This is a genomic window from Candidatus Hydrogenedentota bacterium (assembly GCA_035416745.1).
Lineage (GTDB): Bacteria > Hydrogenedentota > Hydrogenedentia > Hydrogenedentales > SLHB01 > UBA2224.
Genome location: DAOLNV010000016.1, coordinates 43,571 through 62,501 on the forward strand (window position 1 = coordinate 43,571; position 18,931 = coordinate 62,501).

Here is an 18,931-nt window from a genome sequence, read left to right on the forward strand (position 1 = left end):
TCGCGATGATATCCCCCGCCACGGCCCGATTCAAAGGTGCGGATTATGCGGAGTGCGACAGCCTGCTGCCGCGCTCATAACGCGGGGTTTTGGGGCAGGGATTGAAAACGGGGGGAACACTGAGTGGCCGGGCCTGCCTGGACCAGGCGCGTCAGGCGGCCCCGTTCCCGATTTCAAAGTCGCAAATCAGCGGCATGTGGTCGGAGTATTTCACGTTGGACACGCGGAAATTCGTGATGCGAATGGCGGGACTGTGGAGGATAAAGTCCAGTTGGCGGCGCGGTCTTCTGCTTGGAAACGTGGGGGCCGCGTGGATATTAGCGTTGAGCAAACCCGAAGCCGCCATGAAGAGGTCCAACTCCCGGTGGCCCCAGAACGCGTTGAAATCGCCGGCGACGATCATGGGTTTGCGCACTTCGGTAAACATGGAATAGAGGCTGCTCAACTGGTACTGCCGGTGACGGTACTTCAGGGAAAGGTGCACAAGGAAGATGACAAACGCTTCGAACTCGAGTTTGATAACCAGGCGTTTCATGCCCTCGGAGAAATATTGGAAGTCGCGGGCTTCAATGGTCTGGTTGGTGATGAATGCGTTTCCCTGCTCGCGCAGGACGGGCATGCGGTGCAACACGGAGGACTGTGCATACTTTGATTCGTAGACGTGAGTATGACCGAGTTCGTTCGCGATGACCGCGGCCTGGTTTGCCTTTTCAGAACGATACGAGCCGTTATCGACCTCGACCAGGCCGATGACGTCGGGGCGTTCCGATTTCACGAACTCGGCGATTTTTCTCAGGTTGCCGCGAGTGTGACGGAGATATCCGCTGTAGGGAAAAGGCAAGTGGTAGTCCCACCCGGACCCTGTTGCGTATCGTATGTTATAGAGAAGGAACCGCATGATTCCGCTTTGTCGTTCAAGTGTTTGCCGCGCATCGGCGGACACAAAATACCCTTTTATTTTACGCCTCTTCGAAGCTTAACGCAACTCGTTTAGGGCAGAGAGCGTGCAGCCTTTCCCGCGGCGGGGCTGCCTCTGGACCGCGGACTTCCTGCGTCGGCCTGAAATGGCACATGTGACGCTATTACGGGGTGGCCTCCTCTTTGGCGGGCGCCGCCGCCTGCTGCATGTATCCGACGAGCGCTTTGCCTATCTTTTCATTGTCGAGGATGCCGCCAAATACTTCGGCCCCTGGCCCGTAGGCGAACACGGGCACCAGGGCGGGCGTGTGCCCCTTGCTGGCAAAGGCCGATTTGGTAATGGTCCTGTCTGCGAGGGAGCCATCTAGAACGGCGTACGCGCCGGTGTCGTGGTCGGACGTGACCACGACCAGGGTGTTGCCGTCGGCCTGGGCAAAATCCAGCGCGGCGCCGATGGCTTCGTCGAAATCGGTCATTTCGCCGAGGACGTGGTTCTCCTGGTTAGCGCTAGCGGCCCAATCGATGTGCGAACCCTCGACCATGAGGGCAAAGCCGTCGGGATCTTTGGACAGGGCCTTGATGGCCATCGTGACCATCTCCGGCAGGGAGGGGTCGCGTTCTTCGGCCCACATGAGGTGCTCGGGCGCCAGCAGACCCGCGAAGGCGTCAACGTCGCCCAGTGCGCGCAGCTGTTCGGCCGTCAGTGCGACAGGCATGCGCTTGCTCAATTCGGCGACCAGGTTCTTGTCGTCCTTGCGTTTGCTGCCTTTCTCGGACTGGGGCGCGAAGAATGCCCACCCTCCGCCGAGTATGACGTCGGTGCCGCCTGCGACGAGCTGCTCGGCAATCAGGGTTTGTTGGCCGCGGTCGTCGGCGTGGGCGACGAAGGCCGCAGGGGTGGCGTGGGTTACCGCGCTGGTGACCACAATGCCCGTTGCCTTCCCGGCATCTTCCGCATAGTCGAGTACGCCCTTGAGTTCGGCGCCATCCGGGGCCGTCGCGACCATGCCGTTGTTGGTGCGCTGTCCGGTGGCAATGGCGGTGCCGCCAGCGGCGGAATCGGTGACCAGGCTGTTGCTGGACTGAGTCGCGGAGAAGCCCCCAACGGTGCATCGCTCGAGATGGAGGCTGCCTTTGGTGATTCGCGCCGCGGTGACCTGCCCGAGGCCCATCCCGTCGCCAATCATGACGATGACGTTCTTCGGCGGCCCATCGGCGGCCGCCAGGGCGGTCAAGGGGACTGCGAGAATAGCGGTTGCAAGGGCGAGAAACATACGATTCTGCATTGGTCAAAGTCTCCTTGTGATTATTCTGGCGGCATCGCGCGCCTCAGCGTTTGGTTTCAGGTACAGTTGTTCCGCAGTTGACCGGAAACGCGTTTGCCGTCAGATGGTCTCCACAGCAGCAGAGACCCGCGCGCGGGACTTCCAGACACGAAGCACGGCGGATACTGTACCAGATCATCCTGCGCGAGGCACATTTTCATCAGTAGATAGTTCTCCGGGTCCAGTCAAGCGTACCCGGCACGAGGTGGACCAGTTCCTGAGAGAGTCCGCCGGGCGAGACGTGCACAACCAGCAGGTGGTAGATGCGCGCCTCCTCGGGAAGCCGGTCGCTCAGGGGGGCGCCGGCCCCGGCTGAAAGCGTGTACCGCACGCCGTCGATAACGGCTGACGCATACCCGTGGATGTGGCCCATGTACACTTCGTTTACCTTGTGTTTGGCCAGAAGCGCACGAAACGCGGAGGCCTTCCAGGTGAATCCGCGAGGGTCCTCGTCTCCGATGGCCACCTCCTCGAAATATGCCGGTGGAATATGGAAAAAGACGAACTTGTACTGCACGCCGGGTTTTGAGAGTTCGCGGTCGAGGAATTCGAGGTCATCGCTACTGACCCGGACGATCTCGCTGGCGTTGAACCCCATGAACCGGCACGAGCCGTAATCGAATGAGAACCGGTCACCGCCGTAGATCGCGTCATAGGCGGCGAAATCGCGCCGTTCGCCGCGCTCGTGGTTGCCGGGCACGCAGAACACCGGCACAGGGCCGCTGATCTCGAGCAACGGCAAGAAGTTCTCGAGGTACTCCGCCACCGTTCCTCCGCGTATCAGGTCGCCCGTGTGAAACATGATAGCGGGATTCTCTTTGGCGGCCTGCTCGAAGACCTTGGATGCTACGAATGTGTTGTTGCGGGAATCTCCGAAAACCACGAAAGAGAACGTGTCAGGGGCGGGGCCTCGCGCCTGGAGGTTTGCGAGCAGTTGGCTGTAGTTGTATTTGGCGGCATACGGCCGCAACAGCTCGAGATCGCCCGGCGAGCCCATGGCCCACCAGCCAAACACGGCCCCCCCGGCGAGGACGAAGATTGCCACGCCGAGTAGTACCAGTTTTCGTCGTAGGCGGATGTTTGGCACTATTTAGAAGTCCTTGCCGCGCAGGGTATTCTCCGCGGAGATAAACCCGTGCGCTGATTTGAAGTAACGCCTGATGGGCGCGTTTTCTTCCAGAGAAACAATACTAGCATGCGGCGCGGGTGTAACAAAAACGGGGGCTTTGTCCAGGGCTCCGTCGTGGCAATTTGCCTCGGCAGGCGCCATGGACGTACGCTAAGCGGCGGGGGGCTGTCGGAATGCGGAAGGAAAACCGGATGAAAAGGCATCGCATACGGGTCGGGGTTGTCGGGGCCGGTCGAGGTTTGACATTTGCCCGGCAAGCTCCGGCAGCCGGCATGGAGCTGGCCGCCGTGTGCGACACCTGGAAAGAACGGCTCGAGGAAGCGGGGGCGGACCTCGGGGTGGCCACGTATTCGAACTACGACGCCTTTCTCGAACACGACATGGACGCGGTGATTCTGGCGAACTACTTTCACGAGCATGCGCCATTTGCCGTGAAGGCGCTCGAGATGGGATTTCACGTGATGAGCGAGTGCTCGGCGTGCCATACGCTGGGGGAAGGGGTGGCGCTGGCACGCGCGGTCGAGAAGTGCGGGCGGATCTACATGTTTGCCGAGAACTACCCGTACATGGCCTACAACCAGGAGATGCGGCGTCTTTTTCAGGAAGGGGTCATTGGCGATTTCTTGTACGGCGAGGGTGAGTACGTTCATCCCGACAGCGCGCGAGTACATACGGCACGCAGCGTGGGGATGGATCATTGGCGCAATTGGATTCCCGCCACGTACTACTGCACCCATTCGCTCGCTCCGATCATGTACATCACGGGCACGCGCCCGGTGAAGGTGAACGGCTTCATTGTCCCTTACGATCACAACGATCCCTCGATGACGGAATACGTGCGGGTGTCGGACACGGCGGCGGCCATTATGTTGCGTATGGACAACGGGGCAGTGGTGAAATCGTTGCACGGCAACCTGCGCGGGCATCAGAACTACGTCCGGATCCACGGCAACAAGGGGATGATGGAGAACGCGCGAATCGGGAAGAACAAGAACGCGTTGCGGGTGCACCTGGCGCCGCATGGCAGGGAACAGGCCGAACACGAGGAACGGGTGTACGCGCCCAAATTTCCCCACCATCCCCGGGAAGCCGCGAACGCTGGCCACGGCGGCGGCGATTTCTTTACGAATTACGAGTTCGCTGAAGCCATCCGCACGGGAACGCAGCCGTATCTTGATGTATACAAGGCCATCGACATGAGCATCGCGGGGATCCTGGCGTACCGGTCGGCCCTTGCCGAGGGTGCGCCGGTCAGTGTGCCCGACTTTCGCAATGAGGAGGTTCGAAAACAGTTCGAGCATGACGCATGGTCGCCTGACCCGCGCCGTGCGGGTCCGGGCCAGCCGTTCCCGAGCATTCTGGGCCGTATCGAGCCTTCCGAAGAGGCGGTGCGTTTTTCGCGGCAGGTCTGGGCGGAACAGGGCTATCGCGAATAGACCCTTGCATAGCCGGCAAGCTTCAGGGTAGCGTACACGGCAACGTGTGCCGGGGGGAACGCTTGCCGGCGCGCATGTGCATGACATGGCGGCGGGAAATGTGCTTACCTCTGGCGCATGGCAGATACCCCGCCATGCCTCCAACGCGCAACAAGGAACAAGGAATATCCATGAAACGCACTGCGATTCCCGTGCTGTTGGCAGTTGTGCTCGGTTGTCAGACCACGCCGCCGGAACCCGGCGTTACGCCTGCGCCGGTGCCGATTACCGAGACCGCGCCGCCGTTCCGGCTTGAAGACGTGCCGCCGCCGGACATGTCGGCGCTGGCAGGCCGGCGGATCTGCATTGACCCGGGGCACGGCGGCCATTGGCCAGGCGCTGTGGCGCCGTCGAACAAGCTGCGGGAGAGCGACGTCAATCTCGAGGTGGCCCTGGCGTTGCGCGAGTTGTTGCGCGGGGCGGGCGCCGAGGTGGTGCTTACGCGCGAGTCGGACGCCGCACTGGACCCAAGCCGCCTGTCACGCGATCTGGCGGCTCGGGCCGAACTGGCCAATGGGCGGAACGCCGAGGCTTTCATCAGCGTGCACCACAACGCGCATATCGTCGAGGGGTCGGACAAGAACGATCTCGAGGTGTATTACAAACTGGGCGACGCGGGACCGAGTCTCGACCTGGCCCAGTGCATGATGCGGGAGATGGCGTTGCGCGTGCGCCAGGATCCGGACCCTAAACGGCTGCTTCCGGGCAACTACAAGGTGTTGCGCGATGCGCGGGTGCCCGCCGTGCTGATGGAAACGTCGTACATGACCAATGCGCGCAACGCGTCGTTCATGGGCACGCGTTACGGCGTCGAGAAAGAAGCCGCCGGGCTGGCGTCGGGCCTGGCCGCCTACTTCGCGATGGAGCCGCCGTCGGTGGTTTCCCACAACCTTGTGGAATATGCCGGCGGCCGCACGCAGGCTTTTGTGTTCACTCTTGGCGGCGGCCTGCCGCTCGACCGCGATACGTTCGAGTTGCGCGTGGACGGCCGCCTCATGGAGGGGATGACCGTCGAGAACGGCGCCACGATAACCTGGTTCCTGGGACAAATCCTGCCTAACGGTCCGCGGGAGGTCTCGTTCTTTGCCCGCAACATGAAAGGGGCCTCGCTGTCATACGAAGCCATGGCAATTGTGGACCGTCCCCCCGCATTCCTGACGGTGCACCAGTATCCCGAACAACCAGTGCGGGCAAGCGGGATCGAATGCATGTTCGAAGTGTATGTGACCGATCGCTTTGGATTGCCCGCCGCCGACGGCACGCCGGTGACGGTGAATGGGAACCTGCTGCGCGCCGCAACCAGCGCAGGGACGGCCCGCTGTTACTTTCTTGAAGATGCGCTCCCTGCGCAGTTGGAGATTCGGGCGGGGGACATCGTTGAACGCATCGCTCCGCGTTTTGGCGGCGAAACCTACCGTACGGTGCGGCTCCACACGGCGGGCTCGAGCGAGCCGATCGCGGGCGTGACGGCCTTCCATGAGGGCAGCATTCTGGGTACCAGCAACAGCGAGGGCTGGCTCCCGATCCCCGCCGATACACGGCTCCTCTCGCTGCGCAAGAGCGGATACGACGACATCGAGGTCAAACTCAACGGGGGCCATGCCGTTGTCGGGTTGATTCCCTCAGCGGGGGGAATGCTGCATGGAAAGACCGTCGTGCTGGATGCTGCCAACGGCGGCGGCAACGCCGGCGCCACCGGTCCCACCGGCATGCGCGCCAGCGACGTGTCGTTTGATGTGGTGCGCCGCGTGGCAAACCGGCTTCGTGAACTCGGGGCGCGCGTGGTGATGACCCGCGAGGACGACAATGACCCGCCCCCGCTGGAGCGCATTCGCCAATCCGATGCGGCGGGGGCGAGTATCCACGTGGTCGTGGCCTTCGGGGCGGATACCGCGGCAGCCAAAGTGGTCGACAAGAGTGGCCATCTTACGGGTGCGAACGTGCGGTTCGCCGCGCACTACCCCGGCAGCGCCAATGGAGAGCGCCTTGCCCAAACCGTCTCGAAAGCGCTGGGCGACCTGCCCGTAACGACCTCGGTCACCTACGTGCTCCAGCAAACCGCGTGTCCCGCTGTGTGGGTGCAACCGCAGTCCATCGAAGATGCGCGGACCGAGTACACCGTGATGCAGCCGGATACGCGCCGGGCACTTGCGGAAGCCCTCGCCGGCGCCATTAAAGCGTATTTCACCAGCGCCCCGGTTGAAGAATAGACGAGGCAACGCGGGGGCCGCGCCAACCTGGCCTTGCGCCGGCCGGAGCCTGTGCTGGGCTCTCTCGGCCTGTGTCCGTGGGCGCGCCGCTCCCGCTTGGTTTGCACTGGTCCGTCTTCAAGGCTAGACTACGGCGCGTCCGCACGCGGGACGGGTAGAGCGGCATTGCCCGCACGAGTTACCGGCCACTTCGCACGAGCCCACTGCCGAGTCAGAGCACACGGCGCAACCCAAAGAGGCCGCAGGTGCATACGGAACGCCGAGCAAATGACATTTCGGGGGACGAAAAGCGTTCGCCCTCGAGCCTCCATGGCCACGTGGCGCTGGTGGCCCTGGTTCTCGCGCTCGTGTTCGTTCTTTTCGAAGTCACCCAGGCGGCCCAAGAGCGTTTTTGGACTGGCGGGTCCTGGCGGCAATGGGCGGATGCCGGGCTTGGCTTCCTGATGTATGCGGGTGTGTTGTGGGCGGGGACTGGGGTCCTTGCGCTGTCGGCGTCACGCCTGCTGAGATTGTCCAGGCACATCGACCTTGTGGCCGTACTTTCCGGCCTGATAGTAGCGCTCGCGGCGTGGTGGTGCCTTTCACGGGAGGCCGGACCGGCCGGACAGGGGCAATGGGGCGTGTACGCCGTGCTGCTGCTCGGCGCCGGCGCGTGCGCGGCGCTGCGTTTAGCCGGTTTTCTGGGGGTGCCGGGATTCTGCGCGGTGGGCATCGCTTCGCTGGGCGCGGCGACGGCATCAATCCCTGTCGTGACGCATCTGGTGCTGACATATCCGCAGCGGGGCGCTCTCGCCGCGGCCATTCCCTGGGGATGGGCGGCCGTAACCATGGTTGCCGGAACAGCAATAGCGGGAATGGGCGGACGGGCGGGCGATTCCAAGGCGCGGCGCGCCGCGGGGGTGGTCCTGTTGGCGGCCGCGCTGCCTTTGGCGCTCGAGGCCGCGCCCTGGCTTGTTCCGCGCAAAGGAACCGCGGGAGGTCACAACGTCCTTGTGATAACCGCCGACGCGTTGCGCGCGGATATCTGTTCAGTCTACGGAGGAGACACGGCGACGCCTGCCCTTGAAGGGCTGGCCGCGCGCGGGATTCTGTTCCGCAAAGCATATGCAGCCGCGCCCTGGACCGTTCCCTCGCTCTGCGCCTTGTTTTCGTCGAAATATCCGCCGGGGCTTACGCCGGGCGCGAACGATGAACAACGTGAGCTCGAGGAGCTGTCGTACCACAAGTTCGGGCCGTATTTCCTCGATGAGGACGGCAGGACCTTCGTCGAGCGGCTTCAGTACAACGAACAGTACGCGACCGGGGCCTATATCGGGAACATGGCCATCCTTTATCAGCACTGGCTGCTGAGTGGCTTTGCGGAAGTTCGTTTCCTGGATACCCTTTCGTGCTCCGCGCGGGGCCGCTTTGATTTGCTGCCGGTTCTGCGGGCTGCGGTGGCGAAGGTCTATCCGCCTCTCGTGCGCGAACGAACCATGGACAGCACGGAAACGCTCGTGAAATACGCGAACGATTACATCGCGCGCCACCGAAACGAAAACTTCTTCTTGTGGGTCCATTTGATGGACCCGCATACCCCCTTCGATCCGCCCGAGGCGTACCGGTCCGGCGTGCCGGAGGCCGGCCGCGCCTGGCAGGAGTTTCCGCCGCGTCCCATCGAAGACCGTATCGAACTTGCCGGGAACATGTCGGCTTCCGAGATTCGCCTTGCGCGCGAGCTGTACCGGGGGGAAGTCCGGTATATCGATTGGGCTGTCGGCGATATCTTGCGGGCCGTGCGCCGCAACGGGCTGGAAAGCCGCACCTATGTATGCTTCTCGTCCGACCACGGCGAGGAGTTGTATGAACGGGGCCGTTACGGCCATGGCTACAGCATGTACGACGAACTCGTGCGTGTGCCCCTTATTATGGCGGGGCCGGGGCTCGGGCAGGAAGCGGTCGACACGCCCGTGTCGGAAATCGACCTTGTTCCGACGTTCGCGGACCTTCTGGGCGCGCCGGCGCGCCCAGAATGGCGGGGCCGCAGCCTGGTTCCGATGATGCGGGGCGAACCGGCGGCCGCTCAGCCGGTTTATGCGCAGGCCACCCACCATTTTCGGTACCGTCCGGAGCCTATGCAGATGGTCCTGGCGTGGCCGTGGAAACTAATACGCGGTCTCGAAACAGGCCGCAAAGAACTCTACCATCTCGCCGAAGATCCAGCCGAGACCCGCAACGTGGCCGAGACCCAGCCCAGGGAGGCCGGCGATTTGTCGGCGTTGCTGGCGGAATGGTCGAACACGTTTCCGGTGTCGTTCGAGCGCTACGGGGGAGCCCCAACGGCAGCCGTTGGCGAAGTGCCGTCTGACTTGAGAGAGATCTTCGAGAACCAAGGCTATCTTGGCGAACCGGGAAAGTCTCCGGCAGGCGCGCCCGAGTAAAGCGATGGCGCAGGAACCGTGATTCTGGCATACTTGTTGCCATGAACAACGGCTTGGAATCGCGAATCATCCGCCTTCTCGAAGAGATTCACCCGCTGGACCGCATCCCGCGCGCCGGCTATGTGCTGCGCGGCGTGCCCGAGCCGGAATCGGTGGCGGCACACAGTCATTTTGTAGCCCTGCTCACCCTTCTGGTGTGCGACGCGTATCCCGGCCAGTTCGACCGCGACAAGGCCCTTACCATGGCGATCATGCACGACTTGGCCGAAGCCCGGCTGATGGATATCCCCATGCCCGCGGGCGACGCCTACCTCAAGGAAGCGAAGCGTGAGGCGGAACAGGCCATTTTCGAGGGGCTCCTCTCGGGTTTTCCCCCTCGCTATGCCGTGTACCATCAGGAACTCCTTGACGCCGCATCGCCCGAAGCCCGCCTGATTCGGGGACTGGACAAGGTCCAGATGATGATCAAGATCGTCATGTACCAGAAGGAGGGCCGTGGACGACTCGCGGAGTTCTGGAACAACCAGAAGAATTTCGCCGATTTTGGCGTCGAGCCGGTAAGTCGCCTGTTCGATGCTATTTGCAGTCACGCCGGTAAAACCCGGCCACATTGAGCTCGGGGGGGGGGGTTATTTGTTATTCAGCGCTGACCATTTCTTTCTAGTGGTGAATTGTGCTGTCGCTAAAACGGGGTAATTTATAGTTTTATTGATGCAAGGACGCGGGGCAATCGGAATAATCGGGACGCGACGAAGTTGGCCCGATATCTGCGTACATTATCGATGGGCCTGTTTGCCTGACCAGGTGTCCATTTGCTGGATACGCAAGATCGCGCCATCCCCTAATGGGGGTGTGCGTGAACAGGGCGCAGGAAGCGGTATTAGCGTTTCGGCGTCCGAGGGAATCCAATGGAGCAAGGCCGCACGCGAGACGCTTATGGGGAGTCCAGCAAGGAGGTGGCGGTAAGGTGTGCGCGGGTCCATTTGAACGGGATTCGCGCTCTTGCCCGCAATGGTCTGGAACAGCTCAGGCTTTCAGAACTTCATCTGCTTGCGCTTGAGACAAGCCCGGGGAACATCGAGGCCATGGGGGCCGTTGTTCGGGCCTTCGGCAATCTGCGCCGCGCCGCCCGCCGGTTGAAACTGCGCGACCTGCATTACTACGTTGCGGACCAGGAACGGTTGTTGCGCGATGCGCTGGACGCGTGTTTCATTTCCGAGACAGCGATTGACGCTTCGTTGAATGCCATTGACATCCTCAAACGGTATTTCACGTATGTCGAAGAAGGGCTGACTGCCGGTCATTCTCTTCCCTCTCCGCAGATGCTTCCGGCCTTGCGCCACAGCGTGGAGACTTTGGGCATGCAAACGCGCGTGGCCTCGACGATTTCAACGGACGATGCCCGCAAGCGCCTGGGCGAACTGCTCATGGTATCGGGCGATATCACCGAGGGGCAATTGCAGGAAGCCCTGTTTGAATACGAGGGGGCCAATGGCTACAAACAGCTCGGGGAATTGCTGCTGGAGGAATTGCTCATCTCCCGCGAACAGTTAAACCGCGCGATCGCCTTGCAGGAACAGGATCCCGCGCACCCTCTGCTGGGAGAAGTCCTGATCAAGATGGGCGCTGTGTCCAGCGCGGCGGTCAACAAGGCGCTCGAGAGGCAGAGACATCCGGTACTTCGGCACTTGGGTGAAATGCTGGTATGGGCGGGGCGGGTGCCTGCACAGCGGGTGGTTGCGGCCCTGCGGCACCAGGGGGTTGTGCGCGATGCCGTGCGATATGGGCTGGCGTCTCTGGCCGCGCGGTTTGCGGCGCGCGCGACGGAAACCGGCCATCCACAACAGCGCAACCGCTTTACCGCCGAGGAGGGGGCGGATTTGGCGCGGTTTCGCGAGGAAGCGCGCGAGCTTCTTGCCGTTGCCGAATGCAATCTTCTCGCCTTGGAATCGGCTCCGGAAGACCCCGTGGCGCTGGACGCGGTGCGCCGCTCGATACATGCGGTGTCTCGTTTTGCCTGTTATCTGGGGCTGGCCGACATTGGGCGCTTTGCGCGCGCCTTCCTGGGATATGTGGGTGCGGCTTCCCAAGGCCGCTACCGTCTTGAAGGATTGCGTCTTGATGTGGCCTTCGATTGCGTCGATGTGCTGAGGCGTCACCTCGGTTACGTCGACGAGGCTCTTGAACGCGACGGCTGGTTGCGCCGCGAAAAACAGCTTCCCGATTATATCGCGTTCTTGCATAGCCTCAGCGGCGGCAAATCCGAGAGGTTTCGTATTGGCAGACTGCTTCCGGCGGAGGAGAACCAGAAGCTGGGCGATATTCTTGTTTCCTCGGGTCAGCTGGCTCGCGAAGCGCTCGACGCTTCGTTGGCCGCCCAGACCCAGGCGCCTGAGACGGTTCAACTGGGGGACATACTGGTCGATGAAGCCTTGGTGTCGCACGACCAGATCGAGCGCGCCGTGGCCGCCCAACAGGATAACCCTTCGCTGGGAAGGCTGGGCGACATCCTCGTGCAGTGGGGCTTGATCGAGCGGAGCGACATTCAGACGGCGCTTTCGAGGCAACGGGTTCAAGGACGCTCACGTATCGGCGAACTCTTGGTGCGGGCCGGGGCAGTCTCCGCCAAGACTGTTGCTCATGCGCTCCGGCGCCAGCGGGTGAGGCTGGCGAGAACCGCGGCGGCCGCCTTGGTGGCTTCCACGATTCTGGCGCCGGCCGCGTCCGCGGACGCGGTCACCGCTGCGGCCCCCCGCGATTCGGGCATCGTATGGGTCATGGACGAGGGGCAGCATATCGAAGCGGGGTACGAGGAACTGGCCGATGTCCTTGATGCGGCCCTCGTCATCAACCCGACGATTCCAGAAACCAATTGCGACGGCGTACTGGACGGGTGGGAGTTTTGGGACGCGTTGAACCGGCCGCCCGAGGCGGATGCCACGGAGTACATGAAGGCTACTGGGCAGGCCGCCGTGGGTTTCTCCCACGACCAGGACTGGGACGCCGCAGAAGGCCAGCGCGGCGCCACGCTCCCGCCCGCCGCCCGCTTGCCCAGCTTCGGTCATTCCCGCGATACCGATGCCAGAGCTCACGCCGCCTACATACAGTGTGTGGTCAACGCCGCGTTGGGGCTGGACACGCCCGTGCCCGCAAACATCAGCCCCGGCGGGCTGGCTGATGCGCTCGACATCCAATCCATCATCAAGGAAGCTCTCGGCATTCAGACCGCGTGAATCAGCGCATCTGGAGAATAGCTTCGAGCGCGGCGAGCGCCACGCCGAGCAGCAAGAGAGGCGCCCCTGCCAGCAAGAGCGCGTTTTCCGCCGGAAGCAGGAAAGCCGCGAAACACAGTATCCCGCCGCCACCCATGAGGAGCGTGCTCCATGCCACGGGGGCACTGTGACTACCCGGCGCCCCGTCTTGCGCGTCGGTCTTCCGGCGGAGGCGCAGCATGCGGCCGGCGTGATGGAAACCTCTGAACATCGCGGCCCCTCCATGAACCTGTAAGAAGAGATACCGCGGCGTCGCCTGTTTATTCGCCTATGATCTTCACGAGCACCCGTTTCCGGCGCTTGCCGTCGAGTTCGTAATAGAAGATCTGCTCCCAGGGACCGAAATCGAGCTTACCATCCGTGACGGCCACGACTACCTCGCGTCCCATGACCGTCCGCTTGAGGTGGGCGTCCGCGTTGTCCTCGTAGCCGTTGTGTTCGTATTGCTCGTAAGGTTTCTCGGGGGCGAGCTTCTCGAGCCACCGCTCGAAATCGGAGTGCAGCCCCGACTCGTTATCGTTGATGAACACGCTGGCGGTGATATGCATGGCATTAACAAGCGCCAACCCTTCTTTCACGCCGCTCTCGCGCAAACACTCCTCGACCTGAGGGGTGATATGAATGATCTGACGCCGTTTCGGGGCGTTAAACCACAATTCCTTTCGATAGCTCTTCATGGCTGTCGTCTCCTCCACGTGATTGCAAAGCCTCGCATGGGGGCCAATCTTACAGGACAAGGGCGGGTTTTCCTATCCCCCGCGGCGGAAAGCCCCGCCACCAGAATCAGTGTCGGCGACCGAGTCCGAGCGATATCGCGGTTCTCGGGTCACACCCGCGCTGATTCGAACCGGACCCTGTTCCGGGGCTATTGGGGTACCATCTGTGGCGTGGCATCCGGTCGCACCGCTCACATGACCATCTCCCATTCTCACGTGAACGGCTGCCGCCGCCCTCCGCGAAATCCGCAGGATAGATCGCGCTTGTTGGAGTTCCTCTGCTGGTTTTGCGGTGTACCGTAGGCCGCTCATGCCTCTTTAGTCTGTTTTTGTGACCCTCCGGGACGTTGTCGCTCTCCTTTCGCGGCCGTTCTCCGTAGGCTCAAGGAGTGTGGGCCTCCATATGAGCAATCATCGTAATACATTCAGAATAAATGAGTTATGGCCCAGCTGCGACCGTTATTGCTTGACATCCATATCTCTTGCTGGGATAATTTAGAATGTGAGAAGTTCGAAATCCCTGCATGAGGCCGTAGCAGGGAGACGCAAGCCATGGGATTGCGGATAGAAAATATGCCGGACACATCCCTGAGGGGGTTGACTCAGGGCCGTGCGGGGATGTCCGCACGGTCAATCGAGGAGACTGCCTCTCCGTACCGGGAAACGGAACCGCGAGGGCAGGAAGCGCGAATCACCGCGGGATTCGGGGAGAACACCATCTCGATTCCGGGGATTGCGGCGCAAGCCGTCCGGCGCAATCTTGCCGAAGCGCGAAAGATTGTTCCTACGCTTGAAGAAGTGAGGTACGCTCAGGAGGCTCAGGCTGAAAAGCGCCGAACTGAAGCACGAGAGGAACTCGCTGCACACAGCAAAGCCCCTGAGGAAGGTGTTCCGGAGCCACCGATTCGCAGCGATTTCCAGCGGGCGGAATCGCAGGCTCGCGCACAGGCGCAGCAGTCGTTGGACGCCGTCAACCAAGCCGGCGAAGAGGTCCGCGCCCAGGAATCGCAGGCCCCGGGTCTGAGCGGGGTACAACCGTTCGCATTCGCGTCGCCCACGGCCGCGAAACTCGACCTTCGAGGATAAAGCGGCCTCGACTCAGTAGTCCCGTCCGGGGAGTCCAGGTCCCTCAGCGGCTATCGAATCGAACGCGTGAAGGATCGGAACGAGCAGGGTTCGCGCGTAACGGCGCACCGCTCCCTTCCGGAACCGCTCGATGGCCCGGTTCCGGGCATTGTGGTGGGCCGCGGAACTGGCGTGTTTTCCGGGGCAGGCAGCTCCAGAACCCCAGTATACGTGGGCAGGCCGGACGATCCGCATGGTTGAACAGGGGGGAGCCGAGTAGTGACGATTCGCCGACCGAGCGTCTGCCGTCGCGGGCAATTTGCCTCGCAGCATGTCAACCGAGTACACTCTGCGGAATAATTGCCCGGGGGAAACCGCATTTGGACTCGTTTGGAGTGAGCTGGTATGCCGAGAATCAAGAAATTCACTGTTATCGCGAAGTTGCCGCCCGAGTTAGAGCCTCTACGTGAGTTGGCCTACAATTTGTGGTGGTCGTGGGATCCGGAAGCCATAGACGTGTTTTTCCGTATCGACCGCGACCTTTGGGTCACGGTAAAACAGAATCCCGTCCGCCTTTTGGGCGAAATTCGCCAGGAGCGTCTGGAGGAATTGGCGCAAGACGACGGCTATCTTGCGCACCTGGAGCGTGTGTATACCCGGTTCAAGAAGTACATCAAGGGCAATCACTGGCACGACAAGAATCCGGAGGCGCCGAGCGAATTCCAGGTCGCATACTTGTCCGCCGAATTCGGGCTGCACGAATCGATGGCGCTGTATTCGGGAGGCCTGGGCGTGTTGGCGGGCGACCATCTCAAGGCGGCGAGCGACATGGGGCTGCCTTTGGTTGGGGTAGGCCTGATGTATCGCGAAGGGTATTTGCAGCAATATCTCAATGCCGATGGATGGCAGCAAGAACGTTACCCGCAGAACGATTTCTACAACATGCCGGCGTCACTTGTCCGCGACACTGAGGGCAATGACGTGACGATCGAGGTCGAGTATCCGAACCGGCACGTGAAAGCCCGTATCTGGCGGGTGAACGTAGGCCGCGTGCCCTTGTATATGCTGGATTGCGACTTCGAAGCCAACGAGCCCGACGATCGCGAGATCACGGCGAGGCTGTATGGCGGCGACAACGATATGCGCGTGCGGCAGGAGGTCCTTCTGGGCATGGGCGGCGTCACGATGCTGCGCCGGCTCGATATTCACCCCACGGTGTGGCACATGAACGAAGGCCACTCGGCGTTCATGACCCTTCAGCGCATCAAGAATCTGGTCCAGGGCGAAGGCCTGGGCCTTGACCACGCAATCGAGTCCGTCAAGGCTGCCAGCGTGTTTACGACCCACACGCCGGTGCCGGCCGGCAACGACATGTTCTTGCCGGAGATGATGGAGCACTATTTCAAGAAATACACTCAAGATGTCGGCATGCGCATGGAGCAATTCCTGGGACTTGGCCGCCAGGACCCGAGCGATCCGCGCGAACCCTTCTGCATGACGGTGCTCGCGCTCAAGCTGTCGGCATACGCCAATGGAGTCAGCCAGTTGCACGGGGCGACCGCGCGGGCCATGTGGGCGCGGACCTGGGCGGGGGTGCCGGAGGACGAGGTGCCGGTCACGGCCATCACCAACGGGATCCACCAGCAGTTCTGGGTGTCGCGCGATCTCGCGGGGCTTTATGACCGCTATCTCGGACCCGATTGGATGACCAATCCCTCGGAGCCGGACGTGTGGGCGCGCATTGACCAGGTGCCCGATGCCGAACTGTGGCGAACCCACGAGCGCCGCCGCGAGCGGCTGGTGAATTTTGCGCGGCGCCGTTTGGCGTTGCAGCTCAAATCGCGCGGCGCCCCCAACGCTGAGGTCGAGGCGGCTTCGGAGGCTCTCGATCCCGAGGTGTTGACTATTGCTTTCGCGCGGCGGTTTGCCACGTACAAGCGGGCGAAACTGCTTCTTTCGGACCCCGCGCGGTTCACCCGGATTCTTATGGACGAAGAGCGGCCGGTGCAGATCATTTTCGCGGGCAAGGCTCATCCTGCCGACAACCAGGGCAAGGATTTGATACGCGCGCTGATCCACTTCATGCGTGAGCAGGACGTGCGCAACCGTTTCGTCTTTCTTGAAGACTATGACATCAACGTAGCGCGTTACATGGTCCAGGGCGTGGATTGCTGGTTGAACACGCCGCGCCGGCCCATGGAAGCCTCCGGAACGAGCGGTATGAAATCGGCCGCCAACGGCGGGCTCAATATCAGCATTCCCGATGGCTGGTGGTGCGAGGCGGAAAGCCTCGGCGAAAACGGGTGGAGCATTGGACGGGGCGAGATATACGAGAACCCGGACGAACAGGACCTGGTCGAGAGCGAGATGCTCTACGAATTGTTGGAACAGGAGATCGTCCCGATGTTCTACGACCGGGGCACGGACGGGTTGCCCCGGCGCTGGGTCATGCGCATGAAGAACGCCATGCGGACCATCAATCCGCTGTTCAATACCCAGCGCATGGTGCAGGAATACGCGGACCGGTTCTACATTCCCGCCACGCAGCGACGGATTGCCATGCAAGAAAACAACCGGGCGCGCTCGAAGGCCTTGGCGGACTGGAAAACGAAAGTGCGGGAGTGCTGGCCGCGGGTGCGCTTCGCGGACATTGACAGCGGCCCGCTCGATGGACTTCCCTACGGTTCCAGCCTCGAGGTTACCGCCGATCTCTTCCTCGACAAACTGTCGAAGGACGACGTCACGGTCGAGGTGTATTACGGAACCGTAGACACCTACGGGCGGATCCACAACGGCCGCCACGCGCCAATGGTGCTTGATGCGGCGCGAAGTGATGGCGTTTACCGGTTTAAAGGGTCGATTTATTGCGATAAGACGGGACAGCTGGGTTTCACGGTGCGCGTGATGCCCAGCCATCCCGATATTGCGCAAAAACATGAGACCGCACTCATCGCCTGGGCATAGCAGCGCTGGATACGATACGCATTCGGGGGCAGCAGGTGTTTTGTTCAGCCGGTGCGTGTGCGCGCCGCTCGCTGAATTTCTAGAAAGGAGACGTGTCTTATGACAGCGAAGCCCCTTCGGGTTGGCGTGGTGGGTACCGGATTCGGCCGGTACCACATGGACGGGTTCAGCCAGGTGCCCGGAGTCGAGATCCTGGCCATTTGCGACCTCAACAAAGCGGAAGCGCAGCAGTTTGCCGCCAAGTACGGGGCTAAACATGTCTTCACCAGCGCCAAACGCATGTTCGCCATGGACGAGCTGGACGCCGTATCCATTGCGGTGCCCAATGCGCTGCATGCTCCGATGACGCTCGATGCGCTCAAGAGCGGCAAGCATGTCCTTATCGAGAAGCCGATGACCATCACACCCGGCAACGCGCAGAAGATGGCCGACGCCGCAAAGAAGGCGGGCAAACTGCTCATGGTCGAGCAGGCGCTGCGGTTCCGGCCCGAGGCGCAGCTCGTGAAGGCGTATGCGCAACGTGGCGAGTTCGGCAACGTGTACTACGGCCGCTCGACCTGGTACCGCAGGAAAGGCTGGCCGCATCTGCACATGCCGCCGGACGGCACGCTCGGGCGCGGAGTCTGGTTTCTCCAGAAGCGGCTGGCCGGATTTGGCGCGCTCGGCGACATCGGCGTGCACCTGCTCGACCTCGCCTGGTACCTCATGGGCACGCCCAAACCGGTGTCGGTGTCGGGCCAGCTGTTCCGGCACGTTGCGGTGCCAGAACTGAAAGCCAAAGGACTGCCCGCCGAAGTTGAAGAAATGGCGGCGGGCATCATCAAATTCAAGGGCGGACAAGCCATCATGGTCGAGGTGTCGTGGGACACCTATACCAAACCGGCGATGGAATGTTTCCTCATGGGGGACAAGGGCGGCGCCAGCGTGTTCCCGGCCAAGGTTTTCCGCGGTAACGATATCGATGAGACCGTCGATATTGAAACGCACTACAACGGGCTGCCTATCGAGACCGCGTTCAGCCACTTCATCGACTGCATCCGCGACCGGCGGAAGAAATGTATCGCGCCCGCCGACGAAAACGTAACCCTGATTAAGATGCTCGATGCGCTCGCCCGCTCCGCCAAATCCGGGAAAGAAGTGCGGTTGTAACAGCCCGAGGCAAGAGGCGTTTGTTCGCGCGGCACGAGCGTGAGCCACTCTTATGACCGCGAGATCGCCAATACACACATGGTGCGCAGCCTCTGCCGCCCCTTCGGGGCTGGATGGAGGGGGTGGGGGCGAACCCAGGGCGGCGTCACGCGTTCCGCGTGACTTGCCCTGGGCTACAGCCTATCGCCCCTTGCGGGGCTGGAGGCAGGGGGCTCGATATCCCTGGGCTACGTTCTGCCGCCCCTTCGGGGCTGGATGGAGGGGGTGGGGGCGAACCCAGGGCGGCGT

At 62.0% G+C, this 18,931-nt stretch carries 13 protein-coding genes; 8 read left to right on the top strand and 5 right to left on the bottom strand.

The genetic code is table 11. From position 1 onward, the window contains the following. Positions 1-151 precede the first annotated feature (151 nt). The 3 genes from PLJ71_07675 to PLJ71_07685 form a co-directional block, all read right to left on the bottom strand. Complete coding sequence (locus PLJ71_07675; protein HQM48554.1) at positions 152-898, bottom strand: endonuclease/exonuclease/phosphatase family protein; 747 nt, start codon at positions 896-898, stop codon at positions 152-154. A 184-nt stretch (positions 899-1,082) separates the two neighbouring features. Then, positions 1,083-2,204 (bottom strand): alkaline phosphatase, encoded by a 1,122-nt coding sequence (locus PLJ71_07680; protein ID HQM48555.1) that lies wholly within the window; start codon positions 2,202-2,204, stop codon positions 1,083-1,085. Positions 2,205-2,403: 199 nt separating this feature from the next. Continuing rightward, on the bottom strand, positions 2,404-3,330 hold the full coding sequence (locus PLJ71_07685) for a metallophosphoesterase (GenBank protein ID HQM48556.1): 927 nt from the start codon (positions 3,328-3,330) through the stop codon (positions 2,404-2,406). A 233-nt stretch (positions 3,331-3,563) separates the two neighbouring features. Between PLJ71_07685 and PLJ71_07690 the strand changes: the two genes are divergently transcribed. The 5 genes from PLJ71_07690 (at position 3,564) to PLJ71_07710 (ending at position 12,710) form a co-directional block, all read left to right on the top strand. Further along, positions 3,564-4,808: a Gfo/Idh/MocA family oxidoreductase gene (locus PLJ71_07690; protein HQM48557.1), complete on the top strand. Its 1,245-nt coding sequence runs from the start codon at positions 3,564-3,566 to the stop codon at positions 4,806-4,808. Positions 4,809-4,978: 170 nt separating this feature from the next. After that, entirely contained in the window at positions 4,979-7,057 is a 2,079-nt protein-coding gene (locus PLJ71_07695; protein HQM48558.1) for an N-acetylmuramoyl-L-alanine amidase, read from the top strand. A gap of 245 nt (positions 7,058-7,302) precedes the next feature. Continuing rightward, a complete protein-coding gene (locus PLJ71_07700; protein ID HQM48559.1) occupies positions 7,303-9,477 on the top strand; it encodes a sulfatase in 2,175 nt (724 codons plus the stop codon). 41 nt (positions 9,478-9,518) lie between these two features. Continuing rightward, positions 9,519-10,091, top strand: coding sequence for an HD family hydrolase (locus tag PLJ71_07705; GenBank protein HQM48560.1), 573 nt, complete (start codon positions 9,519-9,521; stop codon positions 10,089-10,091). A 342-nt stretch (positions 10,092-10,433) separates the two neighbouring features. Beyond that, positions 10,434-12,710: a hypothetical protein gene (locus tag PLJ71_07710; protein ID HQM48561.1), complete on the top strand. Its 2,277-nt coding sequence runs from the start codon at positions 10,434-10,436 to the stop codon at positions 12,708-12,710. A gap of 1 nt (position 12,711) precedes the next feature. Here PLJ71_07710 and PLJ71_07715 read toward each other — a convergent pair whose 3' ends face one another. After that, a complete protein-coding gene (locus tag PLJ71_07715; protein HQM48562.1) occupies positions 12,712-12,960 on the bottom strand; it encodes a hypothetical protein in 249 nt (82 codons plus the stop codon). A 49-nt stretch (positions 12,961-13,009) separates the two neighbouring features. Next, positions 13,010-13,426, bottom strand: a complete 417-nt coding sequence (locus PLJ71_07720) for a secondary thiamine-phosphate synthase enzyme YjbQ (protein ID HQM48563.1) — start codon at positions 13,424-13,426, stop codon at positions 13,010-13,012. 591 nt (positions 13,427-14,017) lie between these two features. Between PLJ71_07720 and PLJ71_07725 the strand changes: the two genes are divergently transcribed. The 3 genes from PLJ71_07725 to PLJ71_07735 all read left to right on the top strand — a co-directional run bounded on the left by PLJ71_07725 (position 14,018) and on the right by PLJ71_07735 (position 18,643). Continuing rightward, positions 14,018-14,551: a hypothetical protein gene (locus tag PLJ71_07725; protein ID HQM48564.1), complete on the top strand. Its 534-nt coding sequence runs from the start codon at positions 14,018-14,020 to the stop codon at positions 14,549-14,551. A 384-nt stretch (positions 14,552-14,935) separates the two neighbouring features. Next, entirely contained in the window at positions 14,936-17,494 is a 2,559-nt protein-coding gene (gene glgP, locus PLJ71_07730; GenBank protein HQM48565.1) for an alpha-glucan family phosphorylase, read from the top strand. Positions 17,495-17,593: 99 nt separating this feature from the next. Then, positions 17,594-18,643: a Gfo/Idh/MocA family oxidoreductase gene (locus tag PLJ71_07735; GenBank protein ID HQM48566.1), complete on the top strand. Its 1,050-nt coding sequence runs from the start codon at positions 17,594-17,596 to the stop codon at positions 18,641-18,643. Positions 18,644-18,931 lie beyond the last annotated feature (288 nt).